Origin of the sequence: Streptomyces sp. NPDC085900, assembly GCF_044540925.1 — a bacterium.
In the GTDB taxonomy this organism is placed as follows: domain Bacteria; phylum Actinomycetota; class Actinomycetes; order Streptomycetales; family Streptomycetaceae; genus Streptomyces; species Streptomyces gilvifuscus.
The window spans coordinates 180025-205325 of the sequence record NZ_JBITSP010000007.1 but is presented as its reverse complement, the minus strand read 5'-3'; the positions used below and the strand labels follow the sequence as shown (position 1 = coordinate 205325).

Below are 25301 nucleotides of genomic sequence, written 5' to 3'. Positions count from 1 at the left end.
AACCGGGCCGACGCGGGCCCGGGGTCGCCGCCCGGGCGGGCCGCCGGACATGAAGCGGCCGCGCGGGACGGCGGAACCGTTACGCCATCCGTATCCGAGGACACGGACGACGTACGGTCCCACCGCCCCGCGCGGACCAGCGGCTCCCGAACCGGGTCTGGGGACTCAGGTGCGGCGTGCGGTGCTCGTGCGGTGCTCAGCGGTGCGGTGCTTCGCGGTGCGGTGCCGGTGTGTGTCGTGGGACCGCGGCTCAGTGGGCCACGACACGCGCCATGGGTCCGCGGCGCGGCTGCATCGGAACGCCACGAGCGGGTTCCGGTGCGGGCCCGACGGGTCCGGCGGCCTGACGGCCGGCCGGGGCCGGGCTGCGGCGGGGCTGGGCGCCCACGCCGTTCTGGACGTCCATCACGGCGTGCGCGACGAGACCGCCCATGGGGTCGTGCCTGATCAGGTCCCGCAGCCGGGAGCGGGACGAGCGTCCCTCGTTCCCCGGATACAGGTGCTTGCCGAGGCCGACCGCGTGCGCCAGTGCGGCGAGCGCCGCGGTCCGTGGGTCCGGCGGTACGCCGGTACGGATCGCGGAATCCAGCCGGGCCCTGATCTCCCGGCTGATGGCGTTGTCCGTCGCCTGGTAGCGAGTCGTCGGCAGCACTCCGCACATCTGGCCCGCCACGGCATGCACCATGCCGCACCGCTCCAGATGCGAGAGGTAGGTCTGGCGCAGCCCAAGGCGCGGCCCGCCGATCCAGTTCACTGCCCGCACGGGAGCGCCACGCCTTCGCAGCAACTCCAACGCGCAGTCCAACGTTGGATCTCCAGTCGGCCGTGGTACTACCACGGCGATACGATCCCCGTCTGGGGCTATCCGTCCGGCCAGCGCCAGCTCCACTAGCTGTGCTCCGGCCAGACCGAGGTCGAGCGACTGCGGCTGCGCAGTGGTACCCGTGGCCGGGTCCAATGCCAGCAGCAGAAGCTCCTCCGGAAGTGTTCTGCGGCTCCTGCCCATCCATGCCTCCCCGCGTGGATGAATGACAGGGTGACCCCTCTCACATTGGTCTGTCGAGGGTGCGTGACCTCTTTGTGAGGGAACCGGTAGGTATGTCGTTCTCGTCTACCGCAGGGGTTAAGCCCGCACACAGGACACTGGTACATGGTTCGGACAGCGCGATTGCGGTGTCCCGGGCGGCGATTCACGGTTCGGTTGACGGTTCGGCAGCCGCGTGCGGGGCATGCGGCGGCACATGGAGGAGGCATCGGTGGCGGGCGAGTCCCCCGACAGGTCGAAGCAGCGCGAGTCGTCGGCAGAACCGACGTCGGGGAGCGCGGGTCCGGTTCCCGAGGCCAGGACGGCCGCCGATGAGGAACCGGGAACGCGCGGAGGCGTGGACACGGCCACGCGAGTGCTTTCGGTACGTGATCTCCTGACCGAAGCCGAGAAGACGGCGGAGACGGCGGACGAGGAGGCCGAGGCCGCCGATGCGGCCAGGCAGGCGCCCGGGGCCGGGGACTCGGGGGCCGAGGACGCGGAGGCCGGGGACTCCAAGGCTTCCGGGGCCGAGGGCTCCGGCGCTGATGCCGCCGAGACCGCCGAGGAAGCCGCTGAGGGCCTCAGCGGGGACGGAACCGGTACGGAGCCTTCCGGCACCGCCGAGACCGCCGAGAAGGCCCCCGAGGGCGCCGAGAGCGGCGACGAGAGCGCCCCTGGGGACGCCGACGCGGATTCCGACGCGGAGGCCGCCTCGGGGCGCCAGGGAGGCGAGGAAGGCGCGGAAGGCGCGGAGGCCGAGACGGACGCGGGTTCCGAGGACGCTGAGGGCGCCGAGGAGAGCGGCGCCGACGCCGACGGCGGTAAGGGCGCTGCCGTCGGCGATGAGCGGCTGCGCGCCGCCGTGGCCGCCTGGGTCCGGTCCGGCGACTCCGAGGGCGACGGGCAGGCCAAGGGTTCCGCGGAGGAGCCGACGGACGCCGAGCCGGAGGACGCGGTGGCCGACGCCGACACCGAGGCGGCCGACGCGGATGCCGAGCCCGAGGACGCGGTGACCGACGCCGAGCCCGAGGATGCGGTCGCCGACGCCGAGCCGGAAGACGCCGTCGCCGTCGCCAAGCCCGATGCCAAGCCGGACTCCGCCAAGCCCGAGCCGGACAAGGGCGACGACTCCAAGGCCGATGCCAAGCCTGACGCCAAGGTCGACGGCAAGCCCGACACCAAGGTCGACGCCAAGCCCGACACCAAGCCCGACACCAAGGCCGACGCCAAGCCCGACGCCAAGGCCCCCGAGGATGCCGCAGCAGCCTCCGGCCCCGTCGATCAGCCCACCGCCATCTTCAAGCGGCCCACTCCCCGGGTGGACCAGCCGACGACCATGCTCAAGCTCACCGACCCCAAGTCGGACCCCGAGCGGACCAGCAAGTTCGTGGCTCTCAAGCCCCTGGACGACCCGGCGGCGAAGAAGCCGCAGCCCGCGCCCGCGGAGGCCACGGCGTCCGTCGCGCAGGTCGGCCCCGAGCGCACCACCCAGCAGCCGCTCCCGCCCAAGCCCCCGCTGGACCTGCTGGCGGAGCTGACCAACACCCCGCCGCCGCCGGAGACCCCGGTCCGCACGATCGTCCGCCGGGTCAAGATCTGGACGCCGCTGGTCCTGCTGCTGGCCGTCGTCTTCGCGATCGTGCAGGCGGTCCGCCCGCTCCCGGCCCCCACCCTCGACCTCACCGCCGACGAGAGCTACACCTTCGACGGCGGCAAGGCCGACATCCCGTGGCCGGCGTCCGGCGAAGGCGCCCTGGACGTCCAGGGCATCGGTTCCTTCGGCTCCTCCGGCGCGCAGAAGCCCGTACCGATCGCCAGTGTCGCCAAGGTCATGACCACGTACCTGATCCTGCGCGACCACCCCCTCAAGGGCGACGGCGAGAAGATCAAGGTCGACCAGACGGCGCAGGACCAGGCGACCGCGGACGGCGAGTCGACGGTTCAGGTGAAGGCCGGTGACACGATCACCCAGAAGGAGGCCCTGGAGGGCGTCCTGATCGCGTCCGCGAACAACGTGGCCCGTCTCCTGGCCCGCTGGGACGCCGGTTCCGAGAAGGCGTTCGTGAGCAAGATGAACGCCGCCGCCCAGGACCTCGGGATGAAGAACACGACGTACACCGACCCCTCGGGCCTGAAGAAGACCACCGTCTCCACGGCCGCGGACCAGGTGAGGCTCGCGAAGGCCGCGATGAAGAACCCCAGCTTCCGGGAGATCGCCCGGATGATGGAGTACACCGACTACAAGGGCAGCAAGCACAGCAACTGGAACCGCCTGGTCGGCTACAACGGCGTCATCGGCATCAAGACCGGCACGACCACGGCGGCCGGCGGCAACCTCGTCTTCGCGGCCGTCAAGCAGGTCGGCGGGGAGACCCGGACGATCGTGGGCGCCGTCCTCGGCCAGGGCCCCGGCGGCAGCGACAACACCATCCTCGCCGGCGCGCTCGACGCCGGCGACAAGCTGATCCGGGCCGCGCAGGGCGCTCTGAGGTCGGCGACGATCCTGAAGAAGGGCGACGTCGTCGGATACGTCGACGACGGCCTCGGCGGCCGTACCCCCGTCGTGATCACCAAGGACGTCTCGGCCGTCGGCTGGGCCGGGCTGAAGGTGAAGCTGTCCTTCGTCACGGGCGAGCTGCCGCACACGGCGAAGGCCGGCACCAAGGTCGGCACCCTCACCGTCGGCGACGGCGGCACGAGCGGTGCGGTGCAGGTCCCGGTGCAGTTGCAGAAGGACCTGGCCGAGCCCGGCTTCACCGACAAGCTGACCCGCCTCGGCTGACCGGCCGGGCAGGCCGCGGCGCACCGGCCGCCGTCCCCGCGGGGACGGCGGCCGGTGTTTCCTCCGGGGCAGGCCGCGGGGTGGCGGTGTCGGCGCTGCGTGCTAGCGTCACGAAACGGGGCAGGCCGTCGCGCAGGGGACGCGATCGGGAAAGCCCCGGGGACGTGGCCGCGAACCCGCGGGCAACGGGACGCGTCCTGTTGACAGAGGACCAGAACAGAAGACGGGACACCACGGGGAGTGCCTTCAGGTGGCCACTGCGGAGCCGACACGCGCCGACGACGCCGATCCGGGACGGGGAACCGGCCCGCGAATACGCGTGCCCGTACCGCGCGTCGACGCCCCTGACGACGACGACCGGGTGCGGGACGACCGTACGCCGGACGCCCCGTCCCGTGCGTCGACCCTCCTGCTCGCCCTGCGCGAGCGGCTGCTGCGGCACCCGGTGCTCTCGATCACCGCGCTCGCCGGCGCCCTCCACATCGCCTGGTTCTTCACGTTCGCGAACAGTGGCGGCGACCTCGCGGCGCAGGACGCGTGGGCCGAGTTCGTCGGCCGGCACCCGGACTCGGCGTACAACCTCGCCTGGTACGGCGGCATGCACCCGGTGTCGTACTCCGTGGTGTCGCCGTATCTGATGTCCGTGCTCGGCGTGCGGACGACGATGATGATCGCGGGGACCGTCTCGGCCGGTCTACTCACCATGATCCTCATCCGCAGCCGGTCGGTGAAGAACCCCCTGTGGGCCTCGCTGGCGGGCGTCTTCGCGTTCCTGTGCAACGCGGCCTCGGGGCGGGTGACCTTCGGCCTGGGCACCGTGTTCGCGCTGGGCGCGGTCGCCGTCGTGTTCTGCTGGCCGCACAAGTGGCGCTACCGCAGAGGCGCGAAGGCCGCCTGCGCGGCGCCGCTGGCCGCGCTCGCCACGCTGGCCTCACCGGTGGCCGGGCTGTTCGTGGGGCTGGTGGCCGTGGCCCTGTTCCTGCAGAAGCGCCGGCCAGGCGCCTGGGCGCTGGGTCTCGCGCCGGCCGCCGTGGTGGCCCTGTCGGCCTGGCTGTTCCCCTTCTCCGGCACCCAGCCGATGACGATCGGCTCCGCCAGCCTGCCGTTCATCTACGCGGTCCTGGTCTTCGCGCTCGTCCCCAGGAAGTGGACGACGGTCCGGCTCACCTCCGCGGTGTACGGCCTGTCCGTCCTCGGCGTGTGGATCGTCAGCTCCCAGATCGGCTCCAACATCACCCGGCTGGCGATGCTGTTCGCCGGCGTCACGCTGGTCGCCGTACTGCCGTTCAAGACCCGGCGCACCCGCGAGTGGTACCTGACGGTGCTGGCCATCGCCGGCTTCACCTTCTGGATCGGGTTCAAGGCGGTCGACGACGTCGTGCGCACCACCCCGACCGCCTCCTGGGCCCGCGAGCTGGCCCCGCTCGTCAACGAGCTCCAGGGGGTCGGCGCCGAGAAGGGCCGCGTCGAGGTGGTTCCCGCCCGCTCCCACCGCGAGGCCTCCGCCCTCGCCCCGTACGTCAATCTGGCCCGCGGCTGGAACCGCCAGGCCGACATGGAGCGCAACCCCCTCTTCTACGACGACACCCTCAACTCGGCGAACTACCACGAATGGCTGCGCCGCTGGGCCGTGCACTTCGTCGTGCTGCCCAAGGGCGAGCCGGACGGCGACGGCGGTGAGCGCGAGCGGGAGCTCGTCCAGCGGGGCATGCCGTATCTGCGGCAGATCTGGGGCGACGCCAACTGGCAGCTGTTCCGGGTCACCGACCCGACCCCGCTCGCCGACCCGCCCGCCATCGTCGACCGCGCCGACCAGGGCGAGCTGACCATCGAGGTGAAGAAGCCCGGCCGGGTGCTGATCCGGGTCCCCTACTCCCCGTGGCTCGGCCTGGTCGACGCCAAGGGCAAGGGCGTGAAGCCCCCGCAGGAGACGGACGCCTCCAAGCATCGCGCCGACGGCCTGCCGAAGTCGTACGACAACGTCAACGGCTGTCTGATGCAGACGGAGGAGGACGCCAAGGGCGACAAGTGGACGATCCTGCTGGCGCCCAAGGCGGGGACGTACCGGCTGGGGGCGCCGTATCAGCTGCCGCGCGGGACTCCGTGTCCCGACGAGCTGAAGTAGCGCCCCCGGGGCGTCACTTCACCGGGAACGCCACGTCGCACACCTCGTCCTCGGGCCCCGCCGCGTCCCAGTCCGCGAAGTAGACCTCCCGGCAGGGCCCCGCCTGCCGGAGCCCCTGCGCGGCGATCCACTGCTCCACCGCCTCGAAGGCCGCCATGATCTGCGGGTGGGCCACCTGGGCCTTGGTGATCCGGGTGTACGCCAGCCGCTGGGCCGGTTCCACCCGCACCCCGGTCTCCCAGGTCCGGCCGTGCTCCTGCGCCCAGGCCCGCGCCGCCGTCTCGTCGGCGACCGGCACGCACGACTCCGCCGGACCGTCGCTCTCCATCGACACCTCGGCGTGGTAGACGACGTACGGCGCCGCCGTCACGCCACCGCACTCCCGGGCCGCCGCCTCCAGCCGGCCCAGCGACGCGCCGATCCACGCCGGCAGCTCGTCCGCCAGCGTGTGCCGTGACTGGGTGATCACCACCCGCGCCGGTACGTCCACCGTCTCGACCACGAACTTCCCGTACATCTCGGAGCTCCTCCCCGACAGTCGTCCACGGAGGTACTCGGCGAGCGTCCGCTGCCCGGCCAGCCGGGTCTCCACGTCCGCCCAGTACGCGGCGAGCAGGCCGGCGCCCTCGGCGCCGTCCGCCTCGACCACCTCGGCGATCCGGGCCAGCGGCATGTCGAGCTGCCGCAGCAGCGCCACCAGCCGGGCCCGCTCCACCTGGCCCGCCCGGTAGTAGCGGTAGCCGCTGAGCTCGTCCACGTGGGCCGGGGCCAGCAGCCCGAGCCGGTCGTAGAGCCGCAGTGCCTTGGCCGAGAGCCGCGCCCGGGCCGCGAACGCGCCGATGGTGAGCAGTTCGTCGTCCACCCGAGCATCCTCCGTCATCGCGCGGAACCGTTCCGCCCGACGACGAGGGATGCTCGTCCTTGCCCCAGGGACAAGGTCAACGGCGACCTTCGTCCTAGGCGAGGGCGCTCTCGATCGCCGTCACGACCTCCGCCGCCTCCGGCTCGGTCCGCGGGGAGAAGCGGGCGACGACCTTGCCGTCCCGGCCGATCAGGAACTTCTCGAAGTTCCAGCGGATGTCGCCGTCGTGGCCCTCGGCGTCGGCGAAGGAGACGAGGCGGTCGTAGAGGGGGTGCCGCCCGTCTCCGTTGACCTCGATCTTCTCCGTCATCGGGAAGGTCACGCCGTACGTCGCCGAGCAGAACTCGGCGATCTCCCCGGCGCTGCCCGGCTCCTGGCCCAGGAACTGGTTGCAGGGCACGCCGAGGACGGTGAAGCCCTGGTCGGAGAAGCGCTCCTGGAGCCGCTCCAGACCGGCGTACTGCGGGGTCAGCCCGCACTTGGATGCCACGTTCACGATGAGTACGGCCCGCCCCGCGTACTGGGAGAGGCCGGCCGATCCACCCTGGAGGGCGCCGATCTCCACGTCGAGGGGTCCGGCGCCGTTGCTGTCTGCGGTCGTCATGAGCGGATGCTAACTCCGCCGCGCGCCGGACCGGTCCTGGGCCTCCACCAGGACGTCACCGGCCGGCGTGCGGGAGTACAGCACCGAACGGCCCGCCCGGCGCCGCTCCACCAGGCCCGCGTCCAGCAGCACCTTCAGATGCCGGCCGACCGAGCCCAGCCCCTGGCCGGTCACGGCGGTCAGCTGGCTGGTGCTCATGGGGGAGCCGAGCAGCACCAGGGCCGCGGCCCGGGCGGGACCGAGGAGGGCGGCCAGGCTCGCGGGCGCGGGCCGCCCGGTGGGGTCGGCGAGGGCTCCCGCGCAGGTGTAGACGAGGGCGTACCGCTCGGGCTCCTCCCAGGACACCCAGCCCGCCTTGGGCGTGACCGGCACGAAGATCAGCTCGGCGCCGGAGATGTCGCGCGGCGGATACTCGTGCAGGTTGACCTGGAGCCGGTTCTCGCCGAGCCACCGGCTGCGCCCCGGCCGCAGCGAGTCGAGGACGCTCGCCCAGCCGCCCTGACTGACCTGCGCGGTGCGGGCGACCACATCGGCCCCCAGGATGTGCCGGCGGCGGTTCCAGTACGGCCGTACGGCCTCCGTCCACAAGTGGGCGAGGAGGCCGGCCGCGCGCTCCGGGAGGTCGTCGCGGTGGAGCGCGGCGGGGAGCGGTGCCCCCTGGAGGGCGACGACGACGTCGGCGCGGGCCCGCGCGGGGTCGGTCGCCCGGATCCGGGCCAGGCCCTCCTCGATGGACTCGCCGTCCCTGGGGGTGGGCGCGAGGAAGTCGGCGATCCAGCCCCGGCCGAGTCCGGCCCGCACCAGCCGCGCGGTCACGGGGTCGGCCGCCAGCAGTGCCCGGTAGGCCGGGAGGTGGGCGCGCAGCCAGGCCTGTTCACCCGGGTGCGCGGGGCCGCCGAAGTGCATCAGCTGCAGACAGGCGAAGGTCTCGGCGAGCGGGGAGAGCACGAACCGGCTGCGGGCCAGGGTGTCGGCGTCGATCTGCCACCAGCCCATGCCCGCCCGCCCTCCGGCCCATGACGTTTCGCGTCCACGCGAAACAATAACCACCGCTCGACGGCTCTTCGCAGACTCCGGGCATGCGCAGCTACCGAGACCTCTTCCGCACCCCGGAGTTCACCCCGTTCTTCCTCTCCTCGGCGGGCCTCACCGTGGCCCAGACGATCGGCGGTCTGGCGCTCGGCACGCTGGTCTACCGGGCCACCGACTCGCCGCTGCTGTCGGCGGTGAGCATGTTCGGGCCGCAACTGGCGCAGGTACTGGGCGCGACCTTCCTGCTGTCCGGCGCCGACCGGCTGCCGCCGAGGTCGACGCTGACCGGCATCGGCCTGTCCTTCGCGGCCGGTTCGGCGCTGCTGGCGCTGCCCGGGCTGCCGGTGTGGGGCGTCTTCGCCGTCGTCCTGCTGCAGGGGCTCGTCGCCTCGCTCGGCGGGGGAGTCCGCTGGGGGCTGCTGAACGAGATCCTCTCCAAGGACGGCTATCTGCTGGGGCGTTCGGTGTTCAACATGCTCTCCGGGCTCATGCAGATCACCGGATACGCGACCGGCGGCGCCCTGCTGGCGGTCCTGTCCCCACGCGCGTGCCTGCTGCTGTCGGCGGCGCTCTACGCCGGCTCCGCCCTCGCCGTCCGCCTGGGCCTGACCGCCCGGCCGCCGCGCGCCTCGGGCCGCCCGTCCGTGGCGGCGACCTGGCGCACGAACCGCCTGCTGTGGTCGTCCCCGCCCCGCCGCCTCACCTACCTGGGCCTGTGGCTCCCCAACGGCCTGGTCGTCGGCTGCGAATCCCTCTACGTCTCCTACGATCCCCGGGCCGCCGGCGCCCTGTTCGCGGCCGCGGCACTGGGCATGTTCGCCGGCGACGTGACCGTCGGCCGTCTCGTCCCGGCCGCCCTGCGCGCCCGCCTGGCCACCCCGCTGCTCCTGCTGCTGGCCGCGCCCTACCTGCTGTTCGCGCTGCACCCCGCCCTGCCGTGGTCGGCCCTCCTCGCCGCCCTCGCCTCCGTCGGCTTCGGCGCGAGCCTCGTCCAGCAGGAGCGGCTGATGTCCCTCACCCCGGACGAACTCTCCGGCCACGCACTCGGGTTGCACTCCTCGGGCATGCTGACCATGCAGGGCGTCGCCGCCGCGCTGGCGGGCTCGGTGGCCCAACTCACCTCGCCCGCCGTGGCGATGACGGTCATGGCGGCCGCCTCGGCCGCCGTGACGCTGGTGCTGGCTACTGCCCGGGGGTCGCGGTCCGCGGGTCGGGCAGCGGAGCCGGCGCCTGTGCCGCAGCCGGCGCCGGAGTCGGTTCCGGTGAGGCGGTCGGAACCGGAGCCGTCGTAGGCACCGGAGTCGCGGGAGCCGGCGCCTGCTCGCCCGTCATCTTCTGCGCCGCCCTGTCGAAGTAGCGCAGCAGCTCCACGGGGAACGGCATCACGAGCGTCGAGTTCTTCTCGGCCGCCACCTCCACGACCGTCTGCAGCAGACGCAGCTGCATGGCCTCCGGGGTGTCGGACATGATGCGGGAGGCGTTGGCGAGCTGCTGGGCTGCCTGGAACTCGCCGTCCGCGGTGATGACCCGGGCCCGGCGCTCCCGTTCGGCCTCCGCCTGACGGGACATGGAGCGCTTGAGGGACTCCGGGAGCTGGACGTCCTTGATCTCGACGCGGTCGATGTGGACGCCCCACTCGGCGGCCGGGCTGTCGATCATCAGGGCCAGGCCCTCGTGCAGCCGCTCCCGGTCGGTGAGCAGGTCGTCGAGGTCGCTCTTGCCGATGATGGAACGCAGCGAGGACTGGGCGACCTGGCCGACGGCGAAGACGTAGTCCTGGACCTCGATGGCGGCCCGCACGGGGTCGGTGACGCGGAAGTAGACGACGGCGTCCACCTTGACCGAGACGTTGTCCTTGGTGATGCCCTCCTGCGTGGGCACCGGCATGGTGACCACCTGGACGTTCACCTTGCGCATGCGGTCGGCGAAGGGGATCAGGAAGGTGATGCCGGGCTGCCGGTACGACGGCAGCGCCTTGCCCCAGCGGAACACCACGCCGCGCTCGACCTGGTTGACCACCCGCATACCGCTGCGCAGCACGAGCAGAGCCGCCAGGGCCACCAGTCCGACCACGACCACAGTGCCTTCCATGGCACTCCATTCCTCGAAAGGATTGCGACAAAGGGTTGAGACAGAGGTGAAGACACCGGACGGAGTCGGCTGGATGCGCTCGCACGCGTCAGGAGAACGTCAAGAAAACCGACCGGAACAGGGCCGACCGCCGAGGGTCGTCGTCGTGGGCGCCGGCTTCGGCGGCATCGCCGTCGCCGCCGAACTCCTGCGGCACGGACTGGACGACGTGACCCTGCTGGAGGCGGCGGCGGAACCGGGCGGCACCTGGTTCCACAACCGCTATCCGGGCGCCGCCTGCGACGTGCCGAGCCACCTGTACTCGTACTCCTTCGCCCAACGTGCCTCCTGGACACACCTGTTCTCCCGCCGGGACGAGATCCTGCGGTACCTGCGGGAGACCGCGGACGCCCTCGGAATCACCCCGCGGATCGTCACCGGCACGACAGTGACCTCGTGCGCCTGGGACGAAGGGACCCGGACGTGGACGGTGCGCGCGGGCGAGGGGCGGGAGTGGGTCGCGGACGCCGTCGTGATGGCCACCGGGCAGCTCGACAAACCGGCCTACCCGGCGGTGGAGGGACTGTCCGAATTCGCGGGCCGCAGCTTCCACTCCGCCCGCTGGGACGAGGACTACGACCTGCGGGGCAAACGGGTGGCGGTCATCGGCACGGGGGCGAGCGCGGTCCAGCTCGTGCCGCGGATAGCGCCGCTCACCGCGCACCTGACGGTGTTCCAGCGCACCGGGAACTGGTTCCTGCCGGGCACGAGCCGGCCGATGCCGACCGCCCTGAACCGGCTGCTGCGAGCACCCTGGGCCCGCCGGCTGTGGCGCCGGCTCCTCTTCCACGGCATCGAGCTGCTCACCCTCTGCATACGCCACCCCCGCACCGTCGGCCGCGTCGGCGCCCTGCTCTCCGCCGCGCACATGCGCCGCCAACTCCCCGACCCCCGACTGCGCCGCAAGGTCTGGCCGGACTACGCCTTCGGCTGCAAACGGGTCCTGCTCAGCTCGGACTTCCTGCCGGCCCTCGGCCGCCCCGACGTGGAGCTGGTGACGGACCGGATCGTCCGGATGACCCCCGAGGGGCCGCTCACCGAGGACGGACGGCTGCACGAGGTCGACTGCGTGATCCACGCGACCGGCTTCCGCACCAACACCTTCATGCTGCCCATGACGGTTCAGGGCACGAACGGCCGTACCATCGCGCAGAGTTGGGCCCGCGGGGCCCGCGCCCACCTCGGGATCATGGTGCCCGGCTTCCCCTCCCTGTTCCTCATGTACGGCCCCAACACCAACACCTCCGGCGGGTCCATCCTGTTCTTCCTGGAAGCGCAGGCCGCCTTCGTGCGCCGCGCCCTGCAACTGGCCCGCCGCAACGGAGCCGTGGCCCTGGACGTGCGGCCCGAGGCGGAGGAGGCGGGGCTCGCCGCCCTGCGGGCGCGGTTCGAGGGCACGGCATGGCAGTCGTGCTCCTCCTGGTACCGCACCCCCGACGGCCGCAACGTCGCCAACTGGCCCGGATACATGCGGGAGTACGCCGACCGCACCCGCCGGCCGGCCCCCGCCGACTTCCGGTTCGTCGTACCGCCGGACCGGTGACCGCGTCGGGCGCCCGTTCGGACCCGCCCGCTACAACGGTGGCTCGTCGCCCAGCCGCAGCAGCCACTGGGCCGCCGCGCCGCCGCCAGCCAGGTCCGTGCCGTCCGCCGCGCCCGGAAAGAGCCGCCCCCAGGAGCAGGCCCGCCCGATCGCACCCAGCCTCCAGGCCGGGCCGAGGGCGCGGCGCAGCTCCGCCGCGCTGTGACCGTCGGCCGTCCAGGGTTCGAGATAGGCGTCCCGGAGACGGGGCAGTACGCCGGGGCCGTGGCGGTCCACGGCGCAGCGGGCGGGGACCAGGAAACTGCAGAAGGGGTGCGTCACCAGGCCGTCGCCCCAGTCGAAGAAGGTGAAACGGCCCCGCTCCGGCGCGTGGAAGACCTGCCCCTCGTGCAGGTCCGAGTGATCCAGACAGTCCCCGACACCGGCCTCCGCCAGCTCGGCGCACCACCGCTGCACGCGCGGCCGCAGCCCGTCCAGCACCACCCGTTCCTCCCCGGTCAGCGCCCCGTTCGCCTCGACGAGCCGGTCGAACAGCCCGGTCAGCTCGGCGGTACGGGCCCGGGGCACGCCGAGCGCCTCGATCGCCCCGGCGTGCGGTACGAGAGCGCGCTGCATCTCGGCGTACTGGCCCAGCATCTCCTCCCACGCCCGCGGGCCGGCGTCCCCGGCGTCGAGGGTGTCGGCGAACCGCCGCCCTCCGTCGGGCAGCAGCGACCAGCCGCGCTCCGCGTCCACCGCGATCGGCGTCAGCACCCGCTGCGGCACCCACCCCGCCAGAGCCTCTCCCAGCGCCGCCTCGAAGCGGCTGCCGGGCGGATTGGCCTTGAACCACACGGCCCCGCCGGCCCCGTCGACGGCCAGCCGCACCAGCACCGACCAGGGCCGGACCCGCACCTGCCGGGCCCCGGTCTCCCGCAGCCCGCGCGCGCCGAGCACCTCGCTCACCCAGCCCAGGGCGGCGCCCCGCCACGCCTCGTCGTCCCAGGGCGTCACCGCCGTCGGAAACCGCCCCCGGTCCACGCTCGGCGAGCCGTCCACCGTCACGTCGTCGCTCATCGCGCCATCCCACCACCACCGGGGTGGGCGCATCACCTGGATTTACGGCGTCGCGGTGCCCGAGACCGGGCCGCTCCGGGCGGCCTCCGCAAGCCACGGCCAGTCGGCCTCGCGGCCCGCCTCGACGAGCGGGATCAGCCGGAACGCGGCATCACTCAGACCGCCGAAGGTGTGCCGGTGCGGGCCCGACGCGGCGTGGCCCATCGAATAGCCCGCCAGGTTCCACGTGTAGACGGGAACACGCACCGGGACCGCGCGCAACGGGTCGGCCCAGGGCGTCAGTTCGGTCTGCTCGTCGGTCACCACGACCACCCGGTCGTGCCGGTCGTAGTGCCGGGTGACGGCCGCCGCCGTATTGGTGCCGCCGAGATCGTGGAAGCGGTCCAGCACACGCAGCACCTTCTCGCCCGGCTCGACCTCGACAGGGCGGCTGTCGCTGCCGAACTCGACCAGGTCGGCCCGCTCCGCCCGCATCGCCAGCGCCGTACCGAAGACGGCCGCCGAGTCGGCACGGTTGAGCTGGGTCCGCTCGCTGGGCCGGTCGAACATCGAGCCAGAACGGTCCACCAGCACCAGCGTGCGGCCCGGCAGCTCGGGAACGTCGGCGAGGGAGTGCCCGAGGGCCGTCTCCAGCGCGTCCTCCCAGCGCCGCGAGGGCGCGTTGCGGTGGGCGGCCAGGTAGCGGAAGGGGAACTGGCGGGAGCGCCGCACCTCGGCCGGGTCGGCGATCCGCCGGGCCACCTCGGCGGCCACCCGGTCGCTCACCCCCGCGAGGTCGAAGTTGCGCAGGTTGCGGACGAGGGCCATCGGCCCCATCGAGGGGATCACCGCCTCCCACACCGCCGCGTCCAACGGCCCCTGCAGCCAGCCCGCCACCGACTCCCAGGTCATCCCGGCCGCCGCCAGCCGCGCGGCCCCGCCCTCCCCGGTGACCAGCGCGTACCGCTCCTCGACCGGTGCGGCCAGCAGTGCCCGGTGCGCGGCGAGCAGCTCCTCGCCGGCCGGCGGCACGGCACGTTCGCCGCGGTGCCGCCGGTCGATGGCGTACCGGAACAGCCCGCCCTGCCAGGGGCGTTCGGGATGCGGCGAGGGATGGGTCAGCTCGATGACGTCACCGAACCGGTAACCCCGCGACCCGGTGTCGTACTTGAGCAGCGCCCGTCCGGTGTAGAGGCGCCGCACGGCGTCGGCGACTCCCCGCTTCACGGGCTGCGGCAGCGCCCGCCCGTACCGGCCGGTCCAGTAGGCGAGCAACTCGCCCGGCTCGTCGGCTCGTTGCAGTACGGCGTCCACGGCCTGCCGGGAGAAGCCGGTCAGCCCCGCCTCCTGCCTGGCCCGCACGAACTCGGCCGCGCCCACCAGGGACGCGGTCCGCATGTGCGCCTCGGTGCGCAGCCAGCGCAGCAGGCCGAGCGTCCACTCGGGGTCGCTGACGGCGAGCGTGCGCACCAGCCGCTCGTAGCGCTCGTCACGGGCGGCGGCGTTCTCGTAGAAGCTGTGATGGCCCACCATGTTGGCGACGGCCAGCAGGAAGAGCTCGGCCTTGGGCGTACGCGCGTATCCCGCGCCGCCCTGGTGGGTGCGGCCGTGCGCCGGAAAGATCGCCCTGGGGCGCGCGGCCCCCGACGGACCGGACGCCGGCAGCAGCCACCGTCCGTGGGTGGAGAGCGACGACGTCGCTCCGCCCGCGGTCAAGCCCGGTATCTCCGCCTGGATCTCGCTCCTGGCCTCGGACTTGGCGCGCTGACGGTTGAAATGGGTCATGCAGAAGGTCCCCCTGGAAGCACCTCGGAAAAAGGTGGCGCCTTCCGAGATCGAAATGGGCACCGGTGTGGTCTCTGACAGGAAGTAACCGGGGCACAGCGCATCGGAAGGCGTCGGAACCGGACGCTACCGGGCCCGGTGCGGGAACGCATTCGAATTATTCGGCGGGCGGCGACTGCCACGAGGAACCGCTCACCCTCGGCTGACGCCGCCTCCGGTGCGCGTCAACGTGCCCGCACGGCCCGCTGCAGCGCCTCCGCCGCGAGCCGAGTGGCCGCACGGCGCGTCGCCGAGCCGAGCAGCTCCGTACGGATGGGGCCGCCGGCCGCGAGATGCCGGTCGTAGGGCAGGTGCACCACGCTGACGCCCGTCTCCCGCAGATGCGCCGTCGCCGTCTTCAGATCGAGGTTCGGGTCGGGCGTGGCCGAGATGAGCGCGACGACCGTGGACGCCAGGGCGGAGTGCGGCAGCCGTGCCAGCCAGTCCAGTACGACCCGGGTGCCGCCGACGCCCTCGGCGGTCAGCGGCGCGACCACCACCCGGGCGTGCGCGGTGTCCATGGCCGTACGGGCCACCTCGCCCGGCAGCGTCTCGCAGTCCACGACCGTCACGCCGAAGTACCGGCGCAGCGCGAGCGTCGCCTTGCGGTACGTCCGGATGTCCAGCGGCGCACCGACCCGCCCCTGACTCGCCGGCAGCAGCCAGCCGCCGCCGGAGACCGGCACCAAGTAGCCGATCACGTCGGTGAGTTGCATGGACGGCTTGAGGATCTGGGCCAGGTCCCCGACGGACCAGCGCACCGACTCCGCCCCCAGCCGCACGGGAAGCGTCCCCAGCGCGGCGTCCGCCTCCAGCGCGAGCACCGGATCGTGCCGGTAGTGGTTGAAGGCCCGGGCGAGCAGTGCGGCGGTCGTCGTCTTGCCCACGCCACCCCGGATGGACGTCACGGCGATGACCCGCCCGCTGGTGACCGGCTGCTGCAACTCCCGCCCCACCCGCGTCTCTTCGGCCACGTCCTGCGCGGCGGAGGACGTCAGCCGACGAATCGACTGCGCGGTACGCCGGCTCACGGAATCCCCGTGCGCGGGCTTCCCGAGAGCAAGCGCGAGCCGGGGGTCGAGCGTGGGGACGGACTCGGGGGTGGGGTGGACGAGCGCCGGGGTGGAGGCGCGGGGGCGATGGGCGGGGGCCGGGGGAGCCGGAGTACTCGGGGGAGCCGGGGGCACGGGGGGCGGCGCCGGCTGGGCGGCGGGGGCGGGAACGGGCACAGGCACCGGGGCGTGCTGGGGTACGGGCTCGGGCTCGGGGTGCGGGATCGGCTGCGGCTGGGCTGCCGGGACCGCGGGCGGGGCGGGCTCCGGGTGGGCTGCCGGGATGGACTGCTGGGCAGGCTCCGGTTCAGCGGCGGGGACGGGCTGCGGGGCCGGCTCCGGCTGAGCCGCCGGGACGGGCTGCGGGTCGAAGTCGGTCAGAGGCTGCGAGACGACCACCTTCTCCAACTGCCCTTCCTCCTCAGCGAGTTCCTGCCCCCCGGACCGCTGTTGCGGCCGCTCCGCGGGTACGTCGTCGGAGGCGGCCGCGGCGGCGATGCGCGCGGAGAGGGACCACCCCGGGTTGGGACGCTGCTCGTCGGGGTGACGTACCGGAAGGGGAGCCCGGTCTCCCGGGGCGTCGTCGTCCGAGGCCGGGCGGGTCTCGGCCGCGGTCTCCTGAACGGCGGCCGGCGCCACCGTGTCACCGCCGCCCTGCATCTCCCGCAGCACCTCGTCCCGCCGACCGTCACCGCTGTCCTGAGCCCGGTTCATCGCCGCCGCCCCATGCTTTCGCCCACGTTCACGTTCATGTCCACGCTCACGCTCACGCGAAGGTTCCGAGCAGCCGCCCGTACACCCCGAAGACGCCGATCACGAGGGGGAACAGCGCGATCACCCCGACCGACTCGAGCACATCGCCGAACCGCCGCACCGGTACCCGTACCCGCTCGGACGGCCGGACCACGAGCACGCCCAGCGTGACGAGGGCCGCCACGACGAGCGCGGCGACCGCCCCGCCGGCTCCGCCCGTACCGCCACGCTCCGCCCACACCCAGGTGAGCCGAACGGCCACCACGGCACCGGCCAGGAACAACGCCACGACCTCGGGCACCAGGGGGTAGGCCCGGGCGCGCAGCGCGAGCACCAGGGCGACGGCCAGGGCGAGCGTCACCGTCCACACGTTCACCGGACGCAGCGCGAGCATCCCGCCCACGGCGGCGGACCCGGCGGTCACGAGAGTGGCGAGGGCGAGTTCGCGGTGTGTGGCGGCGAGCGCGGTGGAGACCTGATACCGGCTCACGGAAGAGTCGCCGGACCGTCGGTCGTCGAGTCCGGACAGCCCGGAAGCCGTCAGGGCGGACCGCGGCAGCAGGCCGAGAGCGACGACGGACACCACTCCGAGCAGAGCGCCGGCCCGTCCCACGGTGGTCACCGCGACGGCGGTCTCCCAGCACACCGCGCTTCCCACGACGGCGACGGCTCCGAAGTACCCGGCACGTCCCAGCGGGGAACGCCACCCGAGGAGCGACAGGGCGACGGCCACGACCGCCGCGACCCCCGCGAGCCGCACAGCACCGGACCACTCCTGGCCGTCGGCGAAGCTCCACATTCCTACGACACCGACGGCACCGCCCACGGCGACGAGGACCCCGCCCACTCCGCGCCCTTCACGGACCCGCGCGAACAGGACCCCGGCAAGAGCGGCGAGCGCGGCGACGGCGAGGAGCACCCCACCCACGCTCTCCGCGTCGAACTCCCGGCGGGCCAGCAAGGAGGCGGTCAGCGCCCACCCCACCACCGCGCAACCGGCGACGCCGCGCACCGCCGGCATCCCCCAGCGCCAGGCCCGTACGTCCAGATCCGCGGCGGCCTCGTCGGACACGCCACGCACGAGCCGCAGCACGGTCCCCTCGACCACCCCGGCCGACTCCAAGGTGGCTTCGGGATCGAGCACACTGCCGTCGGCGGCCACCAGATGCCGTGTTTGCGGTCGCGTACCCACGCGGTCGTCGAGCAGCCGCAGCACCTCGGGAAGCAACCGTCCGACCGGCTCCTGCGAAGGCAGCACAAGTTCGACGCGCCGCCGTTCACCCACCAGGGTGACCCGGCTCAACGCGAGCCCCGTACGGCTCGAAGCCCCCGTAGATATCACGCGCTCGAACTTATCACCGGCGGGAAGAGGGCCCGCCGCTCGTCACACGGCCCATGACGACCACCCCACACACCCCACCCACAACCCGGCAACGACCCCCACACCCGCAAACACGCCCGATCCGCCCCCGCGTTGCTCTCCTGCCGTCAGGCAGCGCGCGCGGCGGGAGACCTTCCTGTACCCCTCCCGCAGCCGAGGGCGCACGAGCCCCGGCCGCCTCCCGCGCACTCCCACCGCGGCTGACCTGCGCGGGTGACATATCCTCGCCCCACTTGCCATGCCTGCGGCCGGGGGGATTCACGGCCGGGGCGGGCCCGAACCAATGGGGGATTCATGCGCATGAAATCCATAGGTGCCGTCCTCGCGGGCGCCCTGGTGCTTTCCGCCTCCGCCGCCGTCGCCCCGGCCGCCTACGCGACGGAGACCGGCGTGGTGATCCAGAAGCTGTCGGTGAACGGCGGCAAGCCGATCGTCCTCGGCACTTCGCAGAGCGAGTCGTTCACGATCTCGGTGACCGCCTCGGACGACTCGGGGATCAGCAAAGACCTGGCGTTCCTCCAGATCGACCGGGAGGTCGGCGACGACTACTGGTCGTACCACGGCACCCCGACGTGCACCGCGGTCAACGCCACCACCTCCACCTGCAAGCTCGCCTTCAAGCTCGACTCGGGCTGGGGCGTGCCCCGCAACGCCCTCGCGGGTAAGTGGGACGTGACCGTCCAACTCCAGTCGAAGGACGGCGACTTCTACAACAACGGCGGCGCCGCCAAGCACCCGGTCCTGCGGCGGGGCACGCTCAGCGTCAACGCCGGCCCCGAGCCGGTCGCCAAGGGCAAGCCGATCACGGTCACCGGCAAGCTGGCCCGTGCCAACTGGGACAGGCGCGTCTACGCCGGCTACACCAACCAGCCGGTGAAGCTGCAGTTCCGCAAGGCGGGCACCAGTACCTACACGACCCTCAAGACGGTCTACAGCAATTCGACGGGCAACCTCTCGACGACGGTCACGGCAGCCGCGGACGGCTACTGGCGCTGGTCGTTCGCGGGCACGTCCACCACGTCGGCGGTCAACGCCACGGGCGACTACGTCGACGTGCGCTGACAACCACAACCCGCCTCAGGAGTTTTCCCTGGCCGGGGCGCGCCTGAGCGGTGCTCCGGCCTGGTGGAGACTGGCGAGGGCCAGCCGGTAGGAGGTGATCAGCCCGGTCTCCGTGTAGTCCAGGCCCAGGTCCTCGCAGTAACGCCGGACGATGGTCCGGGCCTTGCGCAGGTTGGGGCTGGGCATGCTGGGGAACAGGTGGTGCTCGATCTGGTGGTTGAGCCCGCCCAGCGCGATGTCCGTGAACCAGCCGCCGCGCACGTTGCGTGAGGTGAGCACCTGGCGGCGGAGGAAGTCCGGGCGGTCCTCGCCGGTCAGGATCGGCATGCCCTTGTGGTTGGGCGCGAAGAGGGAGCCCAGGTAGACGCCGAACAGGCCCTGGTTGACGGCGAGGAAGGCGATAGCCATGCCGGGCGGCAACAGCCAGAACAGGACGGCCAGGTAGAGCGCGAAGTGCGCGAACAGCAGGACGCCGTCGAGCCTTCGGTGCTTGAGCGAGCGGTTGGCCAGCGCCTTCACGCTCGACACGTGCAGGTTGAAGCCCTCCAGCGTGAGGAGCGGGAAGAACAGGAACGCCTGCCAGCGGCCGATCACGCGGGCGACACCCTTGGCGGCCCGGGCCTGGTCCTGGGACCAGACCAGCAGGTCCGGGTTGAGGTCGGGGTCGAGTTCCTCGTGGTTGGGGTTGGCGTGATGGCGGGTGTGCTTGTCCTGCCACCACCCGTAGCTCATCCCGACGCCGGCGCCGGCGATCCGGCCGGATGCTTCGCTGCCCCGGCGTCGGCGGAACACCTGGCGGTGGGCCGCGTCATGGGCGAGCAGGGCGACCTGGCCGAAGACGAAGGCCAGGAAGCCGGCGACGGCCAGTGTCCACCAACTGTCGCCGATGAGCGCGACGGCGGCCCACCCACCGACGTAGAGCGCGGCCACCACTGTGAGCCGCACCGTGTAATAGCCCGGACGGCGCCTCAGCAGACCGGCATCGGTGATCCTTCGCGACAGTCGGGCGAAGTCACTGCCCGACGCCTCCGAAGGCGGGGGCCGTACCGCGGTGTCTGTGGTCATGTCGCTGCAACCCTCTCCGAAGGAGGCGATGGTCAGGCGCTGCCTCGGAGTTGCTGAGACCGGGCCACAGGCGGGGATGCGCTTTCGCCGCTGCGGATACACATCGCGCGAGGAGCAGGGACGACGTCCCTGTCCTAATGCGGGTTCCCTGCCAGGCGGGTCTCACACCGTGGCAGGACAGGGCCGGCGGAGCGGCGGCCGCGCGATTTCAGGGAGCGCTCATCACGGTGACCGGCGGGGTCACTCGCCAGGCCGCGGTTTCCGTGATGAGGACGGCGACGGTGACCGGGGCCGGGGTGTCGGTGGTGGCTGCCCCGGCCACCGCCTCCCGGACGGCACGGGCGACGCTCAGTGGATGGTGTCCGGGGCCGACCGCGAGGTGAACCTCGATGTGTCGGCCAGGTGGATCGACATGGTCCTCCACCCTGACCGGGCGACTGCCCAGCACGGCGGTGAGGCGGGCGACGCCCGGCACACCCGCCGCGACGGCCGCCAGTTCCCCGGCTAGCCCCCGCATGGACTCGGTTCCGGTCACCGGGGGCGAGTTCCGCGTGGCCACGGCTTCCGGCGTGGGTCTCACGGCCGTCGCCGCGGTCGTCCCGGACAGCACGCCCGCCTCCGGGACCGGCACGCCCGCCTCCGGGACCGGCACGCCCGCCTCCGTGACAGGCACGCCCGTCTCTGGGACCGGCACGCCCGTCTCTGGGACCGGCACGCCCGTCTCCGTGACCTCACGGAGATCCGTTACGCGCATGTCAGCCGACACCGTGGCCAGCCCGAGCCGTTCGGTGGCCGCGCCCAGCAGCGCGCTCCGCAACGCGTCGGCGGTCTCCGGCAGCGGCCGTACGAGGGATGCGGTGAAGGCGGCCTCGATGATGAGCGGGCCGGGCGGTAGCGCGCTGGCCGGCGGACGGACGGCCGGCTGGGACACGGGTTGGAGCGGCGCCGACCCGATGCGCAGGGACTCCAGCCGGACGCCGGGGACCTCGGCGGCAGTGGACCGGAGTGCCTGGACGGCCGCTTGCTCGGTGATCCACGTCCCGTCGAGGGGCCCGCCGAGCGGGAGCAGTCGGCCCACGTCGAGCTGGCTTCGTACTGCCTGCGTCCACACCTCGGTCACCGGCCCGCACCCTTCTTCTCGACGGCCGCGGTTCTCTTCCCGCGGCGCTCTGCCCGCAGTGTCCGCGAGAGCTCGGAGGAGGGGCCTCAGGCCACTCGTCGAACCACCCGTCTGACCCTGTTTGTACAGGCAAAAGCTACTAAAAAGACTATAATCTTAGTAATGCGTGCTCTGTGGCCTCGCGAGGGAGGAATATCCCGATGACTGAGAACACCGGCGTCAGGCTCGGCGCAGCGCCCGGTACTCGCGGCCGGACGACCATCGCCGATGTGGTGGTGGAGAAGATCGCCGGAATGGCGGCACGGGACGTACCCGGCGTACACGCCCTGGGCAGCGGTTTCGCACGCTCGATGGGATCCATGCGGGAGCGGATGCCCGGCGCCGGCAGCGGCAAGTCCGCCACGCGCGGGGTCAGTGTCGAGGTCGGAGAACTGCAGGCGGCCATCGATCTGGAACTCGTCGTCGACTACGGCGTCTCGATCACGGACGTGGCCGCCGCCGTGCGGGAAGACGTGATCTCCGCGGTGGAGCGGATGGCGGGTCGCGAAGTCGTGGAAGTCAACATCACGGTCAGCGACGTGAAACTGCCCGACGAGGAGGACGAAGGGGAGGAACGGCAGCGGATCCAGTAGCCGGGGCGGCAGCCCGCGTGAGTGAAGGAGCGCGAAATGAGCAGCAGGGCCGTGGTGGGCTTGATGGCCGGAATGGCGCTGGGTTTCGCCGCGTATTTCGGTAGCTTCTGGGCTTTCCTGCTGGTGCTGGTCCTGGGCCTCGTCGGTCTCGTCGTCGGGCGGTTCACCGAGGGCGATCTCGAACCGGGCGACTTCGTCCGCCGCCGGGACCGGCAGGAGCGGTTCGGCGACGACAGGCGACAGGCCCGGGGAGACTGGCGGCGGTGAGCGGGGAAGCCGGCGAGCGTCCGGGCGTCGTCCCCCGCGGGGAGCGCGGGGCGACCGCCGTCACCGACCGGGTCGTCGCGAAGATCGCGGCCCGGGTGGCGCGCGAGGCGCTGAGCCGTTTCACCGAGTCGGCCGGCCGCGTACCACCGGGCCGTCGGACGCCACACGTGAGCACATCCGTACGGCGGGCACCGGAACGAACCGGTGCGGGACGGGACGCCGAGTCCGCCGCCGGACGGCAGGCGGTGCTCGGCGAGGCACGGATGCACATCAGCGTCGAGCTCGGCTATCCGTCCGACATCGGGGCGCAGTGCGCCGCGGTACGCCGGGAGGTCACCGAGCGGATCAGGGCATGGGCCGGCATGGAGGTGCCCGACCTCGCGGTATCGGTCGAGCGACTGCACTCGGCGCATACGCGGCACACGGACCGGGAGCGGGTGAGATGAGCGCGAACACCTCGCGGCAGCCGACCGGTGAGACCTACCTCTCCTCCGGTCCGGAACAGCCCCCGTCCGCCGACGGCACCCCGGGCGCGGCCGAGGGCGCCACGAAGGTGACCGACGGCTCAGGCCGGCCGGTGCACCGCTTCTGGTCGTCGCGGCGCGTTCCCGCGGCCTTGGCAGCCCTGCTGTCCGCCGTGGCCGTCGGCTTTCTGCTGTACGACGTCATCGCGGTGCGGGCGGGCCGGGATGCGATGCGTTGGCGGCGGCGGCTCGCCGAGGAACTGGCCACACGGCCCCTGGACGACGTCTGGATGATCGTCGGGGCCTCGGTGGCGATGGCTCTCGGCCTGTGGCTCTTCCTGCTGGCGGTGACGCCGGGACTGCGCAGGCTGCTGCCCATGCGGCGGCCCACCGGTATCCCCCGGACGGAGGACGTCCGAGCCGGGCTCGACCGCCGCGCGGCCGCCCTGGTGCTGCGCGACCGGGCCATGCAGGTGCCCGGTGTCCAGTCGGCACGGATCGATGTCAGCCGCCGGAAGGTGAAGGCCCGGGCACAGGCACACTTCCGCGATCTCGAGGAGGTCCGCTCGGACCTGGACACCGAGCTGGGCGAAGCCGTGACGTCCCTGGGACTGGCCCGGCAACCCGCACTGGCCGTGCGCGTCCGGCGCCCGAAGAAGGGCTGAGGTGATCCGATGCTCAAGACGGTGAACCGGGTGCTGCTCGCACTGCTCGGCCTCGCACTGTTCGCCCTGGGCGGCGGCGTACTGCTGGGCGCCCTGGACCTGCAGCGCCACTGGGACTTCGGCATGCCGGGCTGGTGGCCCTTCCGCGGGCCGGACGACGTGGTACTGGGCGCCTGGGGACGCACCCGGTGGCGGGACGAAGGCTGGTGGTGGCCGACCGTGATCGCGGCGCTCGCCGTGCTGCTGGCCCTGCTGCTGTGGTGGCTCCTCGCGCAACGCCGACACCGCCTGGACAATGTCCTCATCGACAGCGAAGACGGCGTGGCGACCCGGCTCAACGGCCGCACGCTGGAGAAGGTCATCGAGGGAGAGGCAGAAGCCCTGGACGGGGTCTCACGGGCTCACGTCCGGCTGACGGGCCGACGCACGGCCCCGGCAGCACGCGTACGACTGCTCCTGGAGCCCCACGCCGATCCGACGGGAACCCTGGGGCGCCTCAGCCGCGAAACACTCGCACACGCACGGGACTCGGCCGGCCTGGACCGCCTCCCCGCCAAGGTCCGGCTCCGGGAAGCCCGCCACCGTGCCGCCCGCACTGCCTGAGAGCCCCGGAGAACACGCAGATTCCGCCGGCTCCTTCCCGGGAGGCAGCCCGCCATGACCCTCTTCCTGATCCTCCTCGTCGCCGGAATCGCCCTGATCGCCATCGGCGCGGCCGTCGACGGCATGCTCTACCTGATGTCGACGGGCGTACTGCTGCTGATCGTCGATCTGCTCTACCTGGCGACCCGCTCCATCTGGCGCGCCACCCGACGCCCGGCCCGCTGAGGGGCCGCCTGTTTTCGGCCGATCCCTCGGGCCGGGCAACGGAGGGGCATCCGCTTCCTATCGTGCTGAGTCCGTATAAGGGAGCGCGTACAACTCCGTACAACAGAGGGGTGCGCGCTGCCCCGGACGCACGACTGAAGGACGACATGATTCGAGTTCCCACCTGCATACTGAGCAGCTTCGAGGCGCCACAGTTACACAACGGCCACCGCTTGGACCTGTTCGTGCAGATCGGGTCCCTGACCAAGACGCTCACCGCAACCGTCCTGACCGCCTTGGCCGGCCACGGTGTTCTGGGCCTCGACGACCCGTTGGAGTCGTTCCTGCCCGCGCCCGGGGGCACCGGTATCACCCTGCGCCACCTCGCCGAGCACACCTCGGGTCTGCCGCGGCTGCCCCCTGGAATCGGCGGTGGCGACCCCTACGCGGCCTTCGACACCCAGGCCCTGGACGCGGTCGTACGGCAGCTGGACACCCTGGTCACGGCTCCCGCCGGCTCCACCGAGGAGTACTCCAACTTCGGATACGCCCTGCTGGGCGCCGCCCTGGTCGCGGCCACCCGCACCCCGTACGAAGAACTCCTGCACCGGCATGTCCTGGACCCCCTGGGCGTCACGGACGTCGCCGCCTCCCCGCCGCCCGGCAGACGGCTGTGCCGCCGGGGGCTCTTCGGACGACCGGAGCGGCCCTGGACCATGACCGGCGCGATCCTGCCCGCCGGCGGCCTGTGGGCCACACCCGAAGCCACCGCCCGCCTCGTCACCGGCCTGCTGGTCGACCGCAGGCTCGGCGAGCCCGCACCGGCCTGGCAGAAAGCGGGACGCCTGCTGTGGCACAACGGCGCAACAGGTGACGCCTCGGTCTTCGCGGGCGCCGCACCGCAGGGCTGGGTCCTCGTCCATCGCCTGTCCGGCCGGAGCGCCGCGACGGACCGGCTGGCCCTGGAGACCTTCAGACGCTTCGTCGACGTCCCCGCCCAACAGACGTGAGCCATGCCTGCGGGTCCAGTCCTTCAACCCATCTGACCTGCACGTCTGCGCAGCGCTGC

23 protein-coding genes are annotated in these 25301 nt (G+C 72.6%); 12 read left to right on the top strand and 11 right to left on the bottom strand.

What is annotated here, in order from left to right; genetic code table 11:
• Positions 1-250: 250 nt before the first annotated feature.
• Positions 251-1006 (bottom strand): GPP34 family phosphoprotein, encoded by a 756-nt coding sequence (locus ACIGDI_RS24905; RefSeq protein WP_142152787.1) that lies wholly within the window; start codon positions 1004-1006, stop codon positions 251-253.
• A gap of 235 nt (positions 1007-1241) precedes the next feature.
• Between ACIGDI_RS24905 and ACIGDI_RS24900 the strand changes: the two genes are divergently transcribed.
• Positions 1242-3809, top strand: coding sequence for a D-alanyl-D-alanine carboxypeptidase (locus ACIGDI_RS24900; RefSeq protein ID WP_399900459.1), 2568 nt, complete (start codon positions 1242-1244; stop codon positions 3807-3809).
• Between the two features lie 250 nt (positions 3810-4059).
• Positions 4060-5934: an MFS transporter gene (locus ACIGDI_RS24895; protein ID WP_399900456.1), complete on the top strand. Its 1875-nt coding sequence runs from the start codon at positions 4060-4062 to the stop codon at positions 5932-5934.
• Between the two features lie 13 nt (positions 5935-5947).
• On the opposite strand, the gene ACIGDI_RS24890 is transcribed toward ACIGDI_RS24895, so the two are convergent.
• From ACIGDI_RS24890 to ACIGDI_RS24880, 3 genes are all read right to left on the bottom strand, one after another.
• Positions 5948-6814, bottom strand: a complete 867-nt coding sequence (locus ACIGDI_RS24890) for a MerR family transcriptional regulator (RefSeq protein ID WP_272178126.1) — start codon at positions 6812-6814, stop codon at positions 5948-5950.
• A 76-nt stretch (positions 6815-6890) separates the two neighbouring features.
• Complete coding sequence (locus tag ACIGDI_RS24885) at positions 6891-7400, bottom strand: glutathione peroxidase (protein ID WP_399900453.1); 510 nt, start codon at positions 7398-7400, stop codon at positions 6891-6893.
• A gap of 9 nt (positions 7401-7409) precedes the next feature.
• Positions 7410-8396, bottom strand: a complete 987-nt coding sequence (locus ACIGDI_RS24880; protein ID WP_399900450.1) for an ArsR/SmtB family transcription factor — start codon at positions 8394-8396, stop codon at positions 7410-7412.
• A gap of 83 nt (positions 8397-8479) precedes the next feature.
• Between ACIGDI_RS24880 and ACIGDI_RS24875 the strand changes: the two genes are divergently transcribed.
• On the top strand, positions 8480-9724 hold the full coding sequence (locus ACIGDI_RS24875) for an MFS transporter (protein ID WP_399900447.1): 1245 nt from the start codon (positions 8480-8482) through the stop codon (positions 9722-9724).
• Here the strand turns inward: ACIGDI_RS24875 and ACIGDI_RS24870 are convergent.
• On the bottom strand, positions 9615-10523 hold the full coding sequence (locus ACIGDI_RS24870; RefSeq protein ID WP_399900443.1) for a slipin family protein: 909 nt from the start codon (positions 10521-10523) through the stop codon (positions 9615-9617). The genes ACIGDI_RS24875 and ACIGDI_RS24870 overlap by 110 nt on opposite strands.
• Before the next feature lie 145 nt (positions 10524-10668).
• Between ACIGDI_RS24870 and ACIGDI_RS24865 the strand changes: the two genes are divergently transcribed.
• On the top strand, positions 10669-12105 hold the full coding sequence (locus ACIGDI_RS24865; RefSeq protein ID WP_399900440.1) for a flavin-containing monooxygenase: 1437 nt from the start codon (positions 10669-10671) through the stop codon (positions 12103-12105).
• A gap of 30 nt (positions 12106-12135) precedes the next feature.
• On the opposite strand, the gene ACIGDI_RS24860 is transcribed toward ACIGDI_RS24865, so the two are convergent.
• From ACIGDI_RS24860 to ACIGDI_RS24845, 4 genes are all read right to left on the bottom strand, one after another.
• The gene (locus ACIGDI_RS24860; protein ID WP_399900437.1) at positions 12136-13161 is read right to left on the bottom strand and encodes an aminoglycoside phosphotransferase family protein; all 1026 of its coding nucleotides are present in this window, start codon (positions 13159-13161) and stop codon (positions 12136-12138) included.
• 42 nt (positions 13162-13203) lie between these two features.
• The gene (locus ACIGDI_RS24855) at positions 13204-14925 is read right to left on the bottom strand and encodes a TROVE domain-containing protein (RefSeq protein WP_399900434.1); all 1722 of its coding nucleotides are present in this window, start codon (positions 14923-14925) and stop codon (positions 13204-13206) included.
• Between the two features lie 224 nt (positions 14926-15149).
• A complete protein-coding gene (locus tag ACIGDI_RS24850; RefSeq protein ID WP_399900431.1) occupies positions 15150-16730 on the bottom strand; it encodes a hypothetical protein in 1581 nt (526 codons plus the stop codon).
• A gap of 52 nt (positions 16731-16782) precedes the next feature.
• Positions 16783-18072: an EsaB/YukD family protein gene (locus ACIGDI_RS24845; protein ID WP_399900429.1), complete on the bottom strand. Its 1290-nt coding sequence runs from the start codon at positions 18070-18072 to the stop codon at positions 16783-16785.
• A 378-nt stretch (positions 18073-18450) separates the two neighbouring features.
• On the opposite strand from ACIGDI_RS24845, the gene ACIGDI_RS24840 reads away from it, so the two are divergent.
• Positions 18451-19212, top strand: coding sequence for a hypothetical protein (locus ACIGDI_RS24840; protein ID WP_399900426.1), 762 nt, complete (start codon positions 18451-18453; stop codon positions 19210-19212).
• A gap of 15 nt (positions 19213-19227) precedes the next feature.
• Here ACIGDI_RS24840 and ACIGDI_RS24835 read toward each other — a convergent pair whose 3' ends face one another.
• On the bottom strand, positions 19228-20277 hold the full coding sequence (locus ACIGDI_RS24835) for a fatty acid desaturase family protein (RefSeq protein ID WP_399900423.1): 1050 nt from the start codon (positions 20275-20277) through the stop codon (positions 19228-19230).
• Between the two features lie 208 nt (positions 20278-20485).
• Positions 20486-21397: a hypothetical protein gene (locus ACIGDI_RS24830; RefSeq protein WP_399900420.1), complete on the bottom strand. Its 912-nt coding sequence runs from the start codon at positions 21395-21397 to the stop codon at positions 20486-20488.
• A 200-nt stretch (positions 21398-21597) separates the two neighbouring features.
• On the opposite strand from ACIGDI_RS24830, the gene ACIGDI_RS24825 reads away from it, so the two are divergent.
• The 7 genes from ACIGDI_RS24825 (at position 21598) to ACIGDI_RS24795 (ending at position 25242) form a co-directional block, all read left to right on the top strand.
• On the top strand, positions 21598-22029 hold the full coding sequence (locus ACIGDI_RS24825) for an Asp23/Gls24 family envelope stress response protein (protein ID WP_390629062.1): 432 nt from the start codon (positions 21598-21600) through the stop codon (positions 22027-22029).
• Between the two features lie 36 nt (positions 22030-22065).
• The gene (locus ACIGDI_RS24820) at positions 22066-22296 is read left to right on the top strand and encodes a hypothetical protein (RefSeq protein WP_390629063.1); all 231 of its coding nucleotides are present in this window, start codon (positions 22066-22068) and stop codon (positions 22294-22296) included.
• A complete protein-coding gene (locus ACIGDI_RS24815; protein ID WP_399900417.1) occupies positions 22293-22742 on the top strand; it encodes an Asp23/Gls24 family envelope stress response protein in 450 nt (149 codons plus the stop codon). Before ACIGDI_RS24820 ends, ACIGDI_RS24815 begins: the two co-directional genes overlap by 4 nt.
• Positions 22739-23425 (top strand): DUF6286 domain-containing protein, encoded by a 687-nt coding sequence (locus ACIGDI_RS24810; RefSeq protein ID WP_399900414.1) that lies wholly within the window; start codon positions 22739-22741, stop codon positions 23423-23425. Before ACIGDI_RS24815 ends, ACIGDI_RS24810 begins: the two co-directional genes overlap by 4 nt.
• Positions 23426-23434: 9 nt before the next feature.
• Complete coding sequence (amaP, locus tag ACIGDI_RS24805) at positions 23435-24028, top strand: alkaline shock response membrane anchor protein AmaP (RefSeq protein WP_399900411.1); 594 nt, start codon at positions 23435-23437, stop codon at positions 24026-24028.
• A gap of 54 nt (positions 24029-24082) precedes the next feature.
• Positions 24083-24253 (top strand): hypothetical protein, encoded by a 171-nt coding sequence (locus ACIGDI_RS24800; RefSeq protein WP_399900408.1) that lies wholly within the window; start codon positions 24083-24085, stop codon positions 24251-24253.
• Between the two features lie 224 nt (positions 24254-24477).
• Positions 24478-25242 carry a serine hydrolase domain-containing protein gene (locus tag ACIGDI_RS24795; protein WP_399900405.1) on the top strand — a complete coding sequence of 255 codons (765 nt, stop codon included), beginning with the start codon at positions 24478-24480 and terminating at the stop codon, positions 25240-25242.
• Positions 25243-25301: the final 59 nt, after the last annotated feature.